Below are 13,091 nucleotides of genomic sequence, written 5' to 3' on the forward strand. Positions count from 1 at the left end.
GGTGCAGGGTTCATTGTTGATAGTTTTATTTTTTTATTTTAGTAAATCATATCGATTCAATTATAACCGCACGCGCAATAGCATTTTGGCTAGCAGCTAGCACAACATGGTTAGGTAATAGAGTTTACACCTTCAATAACCAGGCTTATGGAAGCGCTGTAAAACAATGGAGTAAGCACATGTTCGCAGCTCATTTATCTGGCGTAATCAATTTAATAGTTTTTTGGATAGCCAAAGAGCTTTTCTTAATTCACTTCGCTTTTTGCTTAGGAATTATGGCCGGTTTGGTAAGTAACTACCTTTTAGCTAATAGGTTTGTATTTACTAAAAATTCTAACGAAAGAAAAAACAACTTCCTTCTCAATAAAATTAGGGACTAGAAATGCAAGTCAATAAAGTGAAAATAATCACTGTTCTTATTACTTTTAGCGTAGCAATTTGTGCATTAATTATTTTGGCAACACCTCCAAAACTGCCTTTATCATCCAGTAATAACAAAGCTTTAGTAGTCAATATATTAAAGGCTAAACCTCAAGAATTTACACCCAGTTATCAAGCTTATGGCCGAATAGAAACACCAAATATTCTAACTTTATTTGCACAAGTCGAAGGTGAAATTTTATTCCTTAATAATAATTTTGAAGTTGGTAGTCGAGTAAATAGGAGTGAAACTATTTATCATATTGATGATGAGGACTATAAAAATCAGCTACAAGCTCGATTGGGAGAGCTTAAAGTAGCAGAAGCTAACTTAAAGCTTGAGCTCGGTGAGCAACGCTTTTCGAAAAGTGAATACAAAAGGGTTAGACCTAAAAAAGACAGCCCTAATTTAAAACTACAAGAATCATTAATGTTGCGAAAGCCTCAATTAGAAATAGCTAAAGCTAATATTTTAATTGCAACAAGCAACCTAGAACTCGCAAAAAAAATTTAGAACGTTGTAAATTTCAATCTAAAGAAAACTACGTCGTTTTAGAAAAGAGCGCTTACCAAGGCGACTTTGTTAAAAAGGGAGATAAGATTGGTACTTTTGCTCAACTCTTTGAGCTTAGGGTAAGCTTATCAATACCTCACGATGTTGCTTCAGTATTGTCTATTGGTCAGCGGGTTAAGGTTTATCGGGACGATAATACATTTTTTAATGCCCATATATCTCAAATACCTCCAACACAAGCGCTAACTAGCCAACTACAAAGTGTTTATCTAACTGTAGATAATGACAGTGGAACGCTGATCATAAATGAATTTGTGGCCGCAGAGCTAACTTTACCTACTTTTAAAAATGTACTTAAAGTTCCTTTATCTTCTATTGATGGCGACAAGATTTGGCTCGTCGATAAGAACAATCAATTGTTTTCGAAAAGGGTTAACGTAATTTGGAAAAATAAAGAGAGTATCATAATCAAAAATATTCTAGAGGAAGGGATGTCTATAGTAAAAAACAAAGTGTCTGGTGCTAAAAATGGATTGAAAGCTGATATTAGCAACGGAGAGCTGTAATGAAAAATAGTAAAGCTACTCCCCTTTCAGTCTGGATGATTAATAATCCAATCGCTTCAACGTTACTGATGTTGACACTTATAATATCTGGCCTGTTATCTTTTGGTGTTATTAAACAAGAAACAAGCCCGTCTTTTCAAATTAATAAAATTATAATTGAAGCAGAGTATCTGGGGGCTACACCTAAGGATATTGAGCAAAGCATCGTTCTACCTATTGAATATAAGTTAATTGATAATGCTGATATTGAACGCCTAAGCGCAGAGTCTTCAGAGGGTAGCGCTTTAATAACACTTGAATTGGTAGAGGGTATTGATGAGAACATAGCCCTAACCAAGATAAAAAACAGTATTGATAGCATAAATAGTTTTCCCGATGAAATGGAAAAAGTGAGTGTAACTCTTGCTGAAGAATACGATAGTATTGTAGAGCTAGGCCTTCACGGAGATTTGACGGAATTGCAATTATACCAGGAGGCAAGCAGGTTAAAGCTGGAGCTTCTAAACAATTTAGATTTAGCGAAAATAGATATTCAAGGCGCTAGAAGTCCCGAAATTGTCATAGAGATAAGTAATGCCAATTTATTAAAATATCAGTTAACACTTGAACAAATCCTTAGTCGAGTAAAAGCGTCTGTTACTGATATATCGACAGGTAGTGTAAGTACACAAAGTGGTGAAATTTTAATACGTACTTTAGGAAGAAAAAAGCTCACAAGCCAGTTTTCTAAAATAGAAATAGCGAATGACAAGAATGGGCATCGCTTATTATTGGGGGATATTGCAACGGTTAGAAACAGTTTTCAAGGCGATAAAAAACCATTCTTAATTAATAACGAGCCGGGTTTAGAATTAAAGCTGTATCAACAAAAAACAAGTAAGCCAATTGAGTTAAGCAGTGCAATTAAGGAGTTTATTGAAGAGTACAAACAAAACGTTCCTTCAAACTTAAATATAACAACATTGCAGGATCAATCTGAGCCTTTCAGCCAAAGGGTTAACCTACTAACCAGTAATGGGTTAGTTGGGATGATATTAGTTGTTTTTGTATTATCATTATTTCTTGATATGAGGTTGGCTTTTTGGGTCAGTATGGGAATACCGGTATCAATTCTCGGATCTCTCGGTATTATGCCATTTCTAGATATTCCATTAAACATGATAACTTTATTTGCATTTGTTATAACAATAGGAATATTAGTTGATGATGCGGTCGTGGTCGCAGAAAATATATATTCAAAACTTCAACAAGGTGTCAATACAGATAAAGCCCTAAAAGATGGGGTTAAAGAAATGACATTACCTGTCGTCTTTTCAGTATTAACAAATATTATTGCGTTTATACCTCTTTTATTTGTTCCAGGAGAGCTAGGGGTGATGTATAAGCCCATGACACTGCTTATTTTTGCTATTTTCTTAGTATCACTAATTGAGGCTTTATTGATCTTACCTCTGCATCTGAGAAATATTGGTAAGCCGATTAAAATAAAAACCATTACACGTATTCAACAGCGATGCTTCAATTATTTTAACGACTTTAAAGATAAAGTTTATTCTCGCTGGCTTAGATACAGTTGTAACCATCCAACAATAGTAATTACTATTTTCAGTTCATTACTTATTTTAGTTTTTGCTTGGGTTTATAGTGGAAGGGTTGATGCTAGCTTCGTGCCTAAAATAGAGTCTACTAGAATAGATGCTGAGGTTGAATTTCCCACAGGTATGGCGCTTGAAGATAAAGAAAACATCATTGCTTACATTGAACGTTCTGGTATTGCTGCAATGGAAAAGCTAAATGGTACAGAAGCTTATAAATTTCGTATGCAAGACATCGGCAGTAATAGTGGTTCTTCTACTTTTATGATAGTACCTGAGGATCAGCGGTTATTCAGTGCTCGTGACTTTGTTGATCAATGGCGGAATAAAATAGGCGATCTAGCTGGTATTAAGTCTATATTCTTTGATTATCAGGTTGGTCCTGGAGGTGGGAAAGAGTTGGTAATTGAGTTAGGCCATAATGATGAAGGCACCTTAAAAATAGCAGCTACAGAGCTAATGGATGGCTTAGCAAGAATAACAGGTATTACTGACATAGATAGTGCATTAGTAGACGGAAAGCTTCAGTATAATTTATCGCCCACACCTTTGGGTAAAAGCCTTGGATTTACAAGTGATAGTTTAGGTAAGCAAGTTCGTCTTCACTTTTTTGGGGGCGAAGCTAAGCGCCAAATAATAAATGGTGATGAGGTAAAAGTTAGAGTAATAATGGATAAAGACGAGCACTACTATGCAAACCAACTTGAGAGGTTAATAATTTTTTCACCGAGTGGAGAAACGGTTGAGCTAGGCCAAGTGGCGAATATATCAACGACTAAGGCCGTCACACTCATTAATCGTATTGATGGTTCTCAATACGTTGAAGTTACAGCGAGTATACTGAGAAAACTTACAACAGCTTCTTTAGCTATTAAAGTTATCGAAGAGGAACTAATAAGTGACCTCGAGCAAAAGTACCCAGATTTAAGTATAGAATTAGGCGGAGAAGCCAGAATAGAGTCAAAAGCTAATACTGAGATATTTAAAGGCATAGCTCTCGCGTTTGCTTTAGTATTTGCTATGCTAGCAGTCATTTTTAGAAGCTATTCTGATGCAGTACTCGTGCTATTTGTTATACCATTTTCCGTAGCAGCAGCAATGCTAGGGCATATTGTTATGGGATCACCCTTTAGCATAATGAGCTTATTTGGCATGATTGCAGTATCCGGTATCGTTATAAACGGCTCTTTTGTTATGCTTCTGAAGACTAGAACTTTATGCAAAGAAGGGGTAAATAAAAAGGAAGCTGTGATAGAGGCGGCTTTAAATCGATTTCGCCCTGTCGTTTTGACCGCAATTACAACTGCTGCTGGTTTAGTACCAATGTTATTTGAGACTTCAACGCAGGCTTTGTATTTGATACCTATGGTAATTAGTTTAAGCTTTGGTACAGTCTTTTCTATTGCCACGATATTATTACTATGTCCCGCTATATTCATATTATCACGAGGGGATGACGCCTCTTTAAATGTGACTAGGTAGTTAATCGTTACTTCTGTAAATAGCTATATTTATGTATGAAAATGGTGGGCAATATTGCCTACCACATTCATACATAACTTTTAGCACGTGTATATTAATATGACTTTAGCAAAGGGCATGAGTATTTAAGAGTGATTAATTTCTTCACCATAGATACAAATAATTAAATTAAAAAAGTACAATAAACTTCATTTAACCACCGTTATTCTATGCTTATTTGGCTATTATATATTATAGGTAAGTAAACAGGCTCTCTTAATTGGTTCTTGGATATCATTCTAACCTAAATGTGCAGCAGCTCTAACTGTTTAATGAATTGGCTATAGCTCCTTGTAGGCCTGAATTGACGACGGTATTTATTGTTTTACTAAGAGAGTATAGAGATATTAATAAGATTGATTTATATCCAATAATACACCTACAATTTATTAATATACAGCTCATGTTTATATTAATTTAGAATAGATGTAAGCTGATTTAATCGCTTTTACTTGCCTTTGTAAGTGGGTCTGAATGTATTAAGTGATAACCCTGCCCATAAACAGTATCAATCACTTGTTGATTAAATGGTTTTTCCATCGCAATACGAAGACGATAAATATGGGTACGAAGTGGAGAGCTTGCAGGTGGTTCGTCCCCCCAGATTTCTTGCTCGAGAGTTTGTCTAGATACTATATTAGGATAATGCTGTATTAAAACTTTCAAAATATTCATCTGTAAAAAATGTAATTTTACAGTGATTGACTTACATGTTACTGTTCTTAAATGATAATCTACCTCAATATTTGCAATATTTTGTTTACCAATATCTCTGCGAGGTCCTCTCGAAGATAAGGCTTTAATTCGGTAATAAAGCTCTTCATTAGATACAGGCTTAACAATAAAGTCATCTGCACCAGCTCTAAAAGCGCTGATTTTGTCTTGTAAAATATCGCTGCAACTCATAAACAGTATTGGTGTATTTACAAATAGTTCATTTCTTATTTTATGACATAGTTTTGTGCTTAATAGCTTAGGAATGGCATTGTTAATAACAATAGCAGAATATCTGTATTTTGATACTAACTCATACCCTGCAATGCCATTAAAAGCATAGTCGACCTCCATTTCATGTTCAGTTAAATAATGGCCTATTAATGCAGCGTATTTAGAATCGTTTTCAATAAGTAAAATCACGTTGTAATACTAATAGTTATCAATTTAATAAAGGTTACTTTATCTAATGTTATGTCTAATTAATGTCTACTCAAGCTCGCACATATAACTAGTTATTAATAATATTATCCTTAACGATCTAAAGCGATATTAGTGACTGAATTTAGGCTAGTTCTAAAGTTGATAATTGTGTGACTTTATCGATGCTAAACTTCAGCCTTTACTACTAATACCTTATGTTATGAAAAAAATAAAAAACAAGCACCTCCGCAAGTTACATATTTATAGTTCTTTATGTTGTTGTACTTTGCTATTAGCTTTTTCATTAACAGGTATCACTCTGAATCATCGTACAGTATTTGAAGGGGCGCCCAAGTACACTGTCAATGAATACAAACTTAACACAGTTAGTAGTGCGAACATTGATACTCTGTTATCTCGACAGCAAATATCTCTCAGTGCTGACGAAATAAATAGTCTATTACTAATGCATGAACTATCTATTCCAACCCCAGGAAAAAGATTAGAGCTATATTTGAAGGATAGTACTTTATTTGTTGAGGTCAGTGACTTCGGTTTTATAAGTCGATTAAATGAGCTACACCAAGGAAGACATACTAGCCATGTTTGGACTGTAATTTCGGATATAACAGCCATTGTGCTCATTTTGATTTCAGTGACCGGAATATGGCTTAGTTTTAGAGATAACAAACACCGGCGCCAATATTTATATTTTATATCATTTAGCCTAGTAAGTTTTGTACTATTCATGGAGTAAAAATGAATACATTAATCAAACTAATTAGTTTGCTATTCATCTGTGGCATTTTTAATTTTGAGCTATTTGGCTCAGAAAAGACTGATACTTCACGATCTATTTTTGTAACTTTATCATTGCCTGTTTTTGATAGGAATCATCAAAACCCTTATATCGCTCTTTGGTTAAGTAATGATGATAATGAATATAAAGTTCTTTCGGTTAAAAGAGGTAATGTGAAATGGTTAAGCAGTTTAAAGACGTTTTGGCGTAATATAGCTCGTGAAAATAGAAATGAAAGTGATGCCGTTACTGGTGCAACTAATCGAAATAAAAAGCTTAGCTATGAATTTAAAATAAACAAATCTTGGGATTATATTTTTTTTGAAGTAGCGAGAGAAAATGGTAAAAAAGAGTTAATTAAGATGCCTCTTCTACTTGAAGATAAATGTGTGTTGGGTAATTTTGAAATAGAAAAAGCTTGCGTTCAAATTTTTGATATTTAATTAAATTGTCTTTATGTGAAGTTTCTTTGCTGATGTGAGGTTTTCTTAGGTATATGTGATAATTCTATATTTCTGCTAAATTATGTTGATAACATTGACGCATTACTTGGTTAAAAAACCTTTACTAAGTAATACGTCATAGCGTTTATAAAAATCGTTATCAACACAGTGATAGACCACAATGTTAAAAATTCATCAACTGCATGATTAAGCAAAGCATTGCTAATGAAGTTAGCACATACAATCCTCGTAATTAAAATATAACTCTTAATCGCAATCGTCATCAGTAGGGACGTTAGGATAGTTCTTAGAAAATTGCGCTTTAAATTTTTTCTATCAATATTTTTCAAATAAAAGTATAAACTATCTAATCTTGTTATTTCCTTATTATCTCATTTTTTTAGTCTAATTTTTGTCTATAAGTGATAATTGAGTGATCAAACCCAAGCCATAATGAAAGTGATTATTTATTATGGAACTTACAAAATGAAAAATGTAATACTAGCAAGCATTATTTGCACAACTTCACTATCTGTACACGCACACGATATTTGGATAAAAGCTGATACGCATGAAATTAATAACGAAGAACAAAAATTTTTTGCGTTAGATGTATCTCGCTCAGCTCAGGCTTATGTTGCAGAATCAAACCATCAAATTAAAAACCTTTTAATGACAACACCACAAGGGGAAATTAAAAAAATAACTGCGGACTTTTCTGGAAAAGTAAAAGAAGTATTTGAAGTTGAATTCGATAGTTCAGGCACTTACCATTTTGAAAGCCCAGAGACTCAAGTTTTTTTATCCTTCTACTATGACGAGGATGGAAAGAAGCATAAAATAAGAATGCCTAAAACTCAGTACCACAAGCTGCCAAAAGGTTCAAAACCGGAAAAGACTGTTGAAAAGCTTTTAGTGACAGAAACCTATGTTAGCTACAATGGTTTTAGCACCATAATGCAGCCATCAACTCATGGCCTACAAATTATCTTAAAACAGCACCCTAATAAGCTTAGGGTAGGTGAAGAACTTAGATTTAAAGTAACATATAATGGTGAGCCCGTACCTGATGCAGAAGTTACCTTAAAAGGTCTAAATAACTTTTATTACCAAGATGATGAGAGTGTCAAAGTTGAATTAGAAGATAAAAATAATGGCCTCGTAATATTTGAGCCTAAACTACCTGGACGTTATTTATTAGGTGTTGAATACGGTTTAGAGCTGCAAAACAATAAAAATGCAGACTTTAGATCAATTGAGAGATTTTTAACGTTCGAAATTACAGAGTAAATAAAACTATAATGGGGATTGAAAGAGTATTAAATTAAAGCCTAAATTAATTCAAGCTACTCAACATCTTTCAGTCCTTTTTATTCAAATGTATAACCCCCTTTCTTACCATACCCTAAATCCTACCAAGTGAGTTATTTCAATAAAATGCCATTAACAGAAATTTCTGAACTTCACATCAATATATAAAAAATACCAGCACCAGTTCGCTTCCATGTCACAATTCTATCACATAGCTATAACTATAATGATATTCATTCTCATTAACGATACAATAAAAAGTGAATTTCTATGTTCAAAAAATCAAAATTATCAACTTTAGTATGCTTTTCGATAGCAAGCCAAGCAGCACTTGCAGGGTCAGTAACAGACAAGCAAGGCATTACTGAGAGTGTTCAGACAGAAATAAGAGACTTGGAAATAGGTGCACATCCCACCTCAAGAATTAATGAGATGGAAAGAATAGTTGTTACAGCAACAGGTTATGAGCAAAGACTTATAGATGCGCCAGCATCCATCTCAGTTATATTTCAGGATGAGTTACGTAAAAAGTCTTATTCTACAATTGTTGATGCGGTACGCGATATCCCAGGTGTGTATATTAGTGGTGGCGGTAACATGCAAGACATTAGTATCCGCGGTATGGATGATCAGTACACGTTATATTTGGTTGATGGCCGCCCTTTATCGGCAGGACGTTCAGTAAACACCAATGGAGCCGATGGGGGAAAACAAATCGGTATGCCCCCGTTAGCTATGATTGAACGAATAGAGGTTATTCGTGGCCCCATGTCATCGCTTTATGGCTCAGAGGCAATGGGAGGAGTCATTAATATTATCACCCGTGCAGCCCCGCAGGAGTGGTCTGGTAGCCTTGCCGCAAACCATACATTATCTATGAATGAAGTTAGTAATAACGCATATAGTACAGACTTCTATCTAGGTGGGGCACTGATTAAAGACGTACTCGGATTGGAGCTAACTGGCTCACTATTACACACAGATGAAAGTGAGTTTTCAGGAGGAGGTGATTCCGCTGCTAGTCGGCCGAATTCAGACACGACGCGCTTCGGAAGTAAACTTAATTGGTCTGTTAATGAACAAAACCGATTGAGTTTAAGCTATGACAAATCAAAAATAGACTTTGTACATACCCCAGGAAAGTCTATCGAAGTTGATGCAACCGGCTCTGAGTATGAGTTTAAGAAAGAAGTTTACTCATTTACTCACTTGGGTAACTATGACAATTTAACAACAAATACATATCTCCAGCAAGACTTATCAGAACGAGTCCAAATAAAAGATAAAAAAGAAGAGATAATCACTTTTAATACCTCAGCTACATATATAGGTGAAAATAACACTTATACTTTTGGAGCACGTTATAAAACAGAAGAGCTAGTTGATGAAACAAATGGCTTATTGAGTGCAAATGTTGCTTCAGCAAAAGATACTGTTAGCCGCTGGATAGGTGCTTTATTTACTGAGGTAGAGTGGAATGTTGAAAAGGATTTAGCGATAACAACAGGCTTAAGATACGATAACGATGAGCAATTTGGTTCGCATTGGTCTCCTCGCCTTTATGCTAATTGGGGTTTTAATAATATAACTATTAAAGGAGGTGTTTCTACTGGTTATACTCAACCTTCACTATCCGAAGCTACTGCGGGCTTTGGAAGAAGGACCGGAGGGAGAGGATCTCCAAACTTATCTTCAGATGGTAAATCTATTTCTCGTGCACTTATTATAGGTAACCCGAATTTAAACCCAGAGACTAGTGTAAACTACGAAGTAGCTTTTATTTATGAAAACCCTAAAGTAGGTCTATCTACTAACTTAACGCTATTTCACACCTATTTTAACGATAAAATAGCAGAAGATCGTTACTGTATCAGTGAAGGTGTAGAGCGGAATGACTTTGAAAATTATCAGTGTGAATTTAGTGGTAATACTTATTACTTTCTGGGTACTAGAAAGAATATCTCTAAAGCAGAAATGAGTGGGCTTGAAGCAACAATTAATTATCGTTTAGCCGATAACCTTCGCTTTAAAGCCGATTATTCCTACACAAGTTCCGAACAAAAAACAGGAGATTTTGTTGGGAAGCCACTTAATAAAATACCCAAAAGTATGTCTAATGTCAGTTTAAGCTGGGATATATCTGATACATTAAATGCTTGGAGCAGAGTTAATTATCGAGGGGAGACCACTGACTACTTAAGTAGAACGAGGTTAAGTGACGGGACTCCAGGTTACACTATGATGGATATAGGTACTAGTTATTGGGCTACTGATAGTCTTAAAGTAACAGCAAGCCTGCAAAACGCTACAAATCGTATTGTAACAAATGAAACTTATGGTGTAGTACTAGATGGACGAAGACTTACTCTTGGGCTTAGTTTAGATTTTTAACTACTTTATTTAAGTTTGTGATAGCGTTGCTCAATATTTCACGCGGCGTTATCACAGTCTATCAGGTACAAAAAGACTTCAGTCAATTTGACTTATAATATTCTATTAATGCTACTAGTGCGTCAAGCTCTTGTTTAGATATAGTAGTTTTATCGACACTAATGCTTCCAACTATACTAGTGATATCTAGCTGTTACGAAGAAAAAACAGCTAGATATTAAGAGCTAAAACGCATTCTGTATTTATGAATTGAGGCAAACAATAACTTAAAATATATTAATTTATATTCCCACCAACAGGAAGACCACTAGGCACAGAGTCAGGCTTTCCTGAATAAAACTTATCTGTATCGAGGGTTTTCAAAAAGGCTTCAATATCACTAAAATCGTCATCATCTATATTTACTTCTATATCGCCTCTATTTTCATAGGCTGCGATTGCGTCGATTAAGCTTTCGCGCGAACCATCATGCATATATGGAGCTGTCAAAGATATATTCCTCAAACTTGGTGTACGAACTACTGTGTTACCAATAATAGCCTCGCCTTCATGGATTTCGTTGTCAGATAGCATTGAACCACTGTGGCATCTAGCGCAGCCGCCATCTATAAATTTATTAAGGCCGATAATTTCTTGCTGTGATAAAGCAGCTTGTTCTCCAAGTAGAAAATTATCAAAGCGTGTATTAGGGCTAATTATTTTACGTTCAAAAGTGGCAATTGCTTTGGCGATGTTTATACCATTGATGACACCGTCTTCAGGAAAAGCAAGCTGAAATAACTCAATATATTCGGGTATTGATTGTAATCTCATAGTAATTTCAGGCATTATTTCTTGTTAACTGACACTGTAACCAAGCATTTCAACAGGGTTTGTAATCGGACCTAAAGCTTGCTCTTCTAAAGTATCAGCTCTTAAATCCCAGAAGTACCCACCAGAAACGAAGTTCTCGAAAATTTCATTATTACTGATGCCAGAAAATGCGACATTCATAATTGTCGGGGTGTGAAGCGGCGTAACTTCTGAGCCAAACCTATTAGGGCCAAGGCCGATGCCATCTGAGCCGATGGAGAAAGATCTTCCATCAGCCCAGCCAAAGTCTGGATGGTGGCATGACGCACAGGAAACGTTTTGATCGCCAGATAAAATAGGGTCCCAATAAAGCAGCTCACCCAAGCGTTCCTTAGTTTCGTTATAAGGATTGTCTTCTGGATAAATTGAGTTTGTTGGTAAGGGTGTAAAGAGACTTGAGTAATTTCGAATTTGAGTATCATCGCCAAGCTGCTCAAAATTTTCAGGGTTTCCACAGCTAATTAGCACACTGCAAGCTAATGTGATTAAAACTACTTTAGATCGTTTCATACTTAACAACTCCATAATTCTTATAAGCAAAGCACTCTAATGTCAACTTGTGCCAACATCGTTGATCTAGTTAGTTTGCCCATTTAGTTGTCTAAGAAATGTCTCTTTATCGCAAGTAATCTCAATTTGATAAAACAACGCTGTCAATCTTTCTGCTTTCTTTGTTAGTTATGGTCTAAAGGCTCTTTCTGTGCTGTCACGATATGGTCTGTTAGAGGGCATGGTATTTTTTATAGTTTCAAACATATTTGTTCGTCTTTTCATAAATTAATTAAGTATTGCAATGACTGGGAGGGTGAAATTGCTCTGATGTTATAAGCCTATTTAATTAAACTCAACTCGATATGAAAGTGAACGCAACCTGTATTTTAATGCTTACTAAAAGCGGATAAAAGATAAACTGTATTTAGAAATAGCCCAAACAACACTATGCAAAAGAGTTAGTAAATTAAAATAGTATATAAGATGGTCTGGTGGCGTAATCCCTTAGAAAAAGCTAACCGGGCCTTCAACGCCTGAAAAGAGTAAGACTAAAAGGCAGGGTATTGAGCCAAACACAATTGCACAAATAATTTCATCAAAGAGTAAGTGTGAAGCGGTTTTGCTTTTTGTTGGTTTGCATAATTGTTTTCTATTGTACTTTGAGCTTTAAAATACAATTCAAAAGAAGAGTAAAAACTTGTTCAGTAGAGTGCCATTAGCTGTCTTCCTATATATCCCCCCTTTTATACCTTAAAAGTATAAAATAATTTAAGGTAAGGATGGTGCGATAAATGTGCGATATATATTTAAAAACACTAATTTAATTGTGCGATAAAGAAGATAGTTTAATTTATAACTAATTGAAAATAAACGGAGTTAAATGGTCGGTATGGAGAGATTCGAACTCTCGACCCCTGCCACCCCATGACAGTGCGCTACCAAGCTGCGCCACATACCGACTTCGATAGCAATAGTACGTGTATTTATAAAAAAATCAATAAGCTTTTGTTTGTTTGGATGTTTATTGCGCAAGCGCTTAGTTTTAAGCAC

At 35.2% G+C, this 13,091-nt stretch carries 8 protein-coding genes, 1 tRNA gene and 2 pseudogenes; 8 read left to right on the forward strand and 3 right to left on the reverse strand.

Annotation, left to right across the window (positions count from 1 at the left end):
* Positions 1-35: 35 nt before the first annotated feature.
* The 4 genes and pseudogenes from AB8618_RS05450 (at position 36) to AB8618_RS05465 (ending at position 4,577) form a co-directional block, all read left to right on the forward strand.
* Complete coding sequence (locus AB8618_RS05450) at positions 36-380, forward strand: GtrA family protein (protein ID WP_409425562.1); 345 nt, start codon at positions 36-38, stop codon at positions 378-380.
* Between the two features lie 2 nt (positions 381-382).
* Positions 383-934: a hypothetical protein gene (locus tag AB8618_RS05455; protein ID WP_409425130.1), complete on the forward strand. Its 552-nt coding sequence runs from the start codon at positions 383-385 to the stop codon at positions 932-934.
* A 38-nt stretch (positions 935-972) separates the two neighbouring features.
* Positions 973-1,500 (forward strand): annotated as a pseudogene (locus AB8618_RS05460) (efflux RND transporter periplasmic adaptor subunit); the annotation flags it as partial.
* Entirely contained in the window at positions 1,500-4,577 is a 3,078-nt protein-coding gene (locus AB8618_RS05465) for an efflux RND transporter permease subunit (RefSeq protein ID WP_409425131.1), read from the forward strand. The pseudogene AB8618_RS05460 and the gene AB8618_RS05465, both read left to right, overlap by 1 nt.
* A gap of 477 nt (positions 4,578-5,054) precedes the next feature.
* Here the strand turns inward: AB8618_RS05465 and AB8618_RS05470 are convergent, their stop codons facing one another.
* The gene (locus AB8618_RS05470; RefSeq protein WP_409425132.1) at positions 5,055-5,753 is read right to left on the reverse strand and encodes a response regulator transcription factor; all 699 of its coding nucleotides are present in this window, start codon (positions 5,751-5,753) and stop codon (positions 5,055-5,057) included.
* A gap of 220 nt (positions 5,754-5,973) precedes the next feature.
* Between AB8618_RS05470 and AB8618_RS05475 the strand changes: the two genes are divergently transcribed.
* From AB8618_RS05475 to AB8618_RS05490, 4 genes are all read left to right on the forward strand, one after another.
* A complete protein-coding gene (locus tag AB8618_RS05475) occupies positions 5,974-6,510 on the forward strand; it encodes a PepSY-associated TM helix domain-containing protein (RefSeq protein ID WP_409425133.1) in 537 nt (178 codons plus the stop codon).
* A 2-nt stretch (positions 6,511-6,512) separates the two neighbouring features.
* Positions 6,513-6,995, forward strand: coding sequence for a DUF2271 domain-containing protein (locus tag AB8618_RS05480; RefSeq protein WP_409425134.1), 483 nt, complete (start codon positions 6,513-6,515; stop codon positions 6,993-6,995).
* A 429-nt stretch (positions 6,996-7,424) separates the two neighbouring features.
* Positions 7,425-8,285, forward strand: a complete 861-nt coding sequence (locus AB8618_RS05485; protein WP_413401654.1) for a DUF4198 domain-containing protein — start codon at positions 7,425-7,427, stop codon at positions 8,283-8,285.
* A gap of 291 nt (positions 8,286-8,576) precedes the next feature.
* On the forward strand, positions 8,577-10,697 hold the full coding sequence (locus tag AB8618_RS05490; protein WP_409425136.1) for a TonB-dependent receptor domain-containing protein: 2,121 nt from the start codon (positions 8,577-8,579) through the stop codon (positions 10,695-10,697).
* A 276-nt stretch (positions 10,698-10,973) separates the two neighbouring features.
* Here AB8618_RS05490 and AB8618_RS05495 read toward each other — a convergent pair.
* Positions 10,974-12,074 (reverse strand): annotated as a pseudogene (locus AB8618_RS05495) (cytochrome-c peroxidase).
* 848 nt (positions 12,075-12,922) lie between these two features.
* Positions 12,923-12,999 (reverse strand) — tRNA-Pro (locus tag AB8618_RS05500).
* Positions 13,000-13,091 lie beyond the last annotated feature (92 nt).

It is taken from the genome of Pseudoalteromonas sp. RW-H-Ap-1, from assembly GCF_048318575.1.
Taxonomy (GTDB): domain Bacteria; phylum Pseudomonadota; class Gammaproteobacteria; order Enterobacterales; family Alteromonadaceae; genus Pseudoalteromonas.

Bases quoted from the DNA above. Each gene is read 5' to 3' on its own strand.
- AB8618_RS05455 (WP_409425130.1), top strand. From the start codon at position 383: ATGCAAGTCAATAAAGTGAAAATAATCACTGTTCTTATTACTTTTAGC.
- AB8618_RS05465 (WP_409425131.1), top strand. From the start codon at position 1,500: ATGAAAAATAGTAAAGCTACTCCCCTTTCAGTCTGGATGATTAATAAT.
- AB8618_RS05475 (WP_409425133.1), top strand. From the start codon at position 5,974: ATGAAAAAAATAAAAAACAAGCACCTCCGCAAGTTACATATTTATAGT.
- AB8618_RS05490 (WP_409425136.1), top strand. From the start codon at position 8,577: ATGTTCAAAAAATCAAAATTATCAACTTTAGTATGCTTTTCGATAGCA.
- AB8618_RS05480 (WP_409425134.1), top strand. From the start codon at position 6,513: ATGAATACATTAATCAAACTAATTAGTTTGCTATTCATCTGTGGCATT.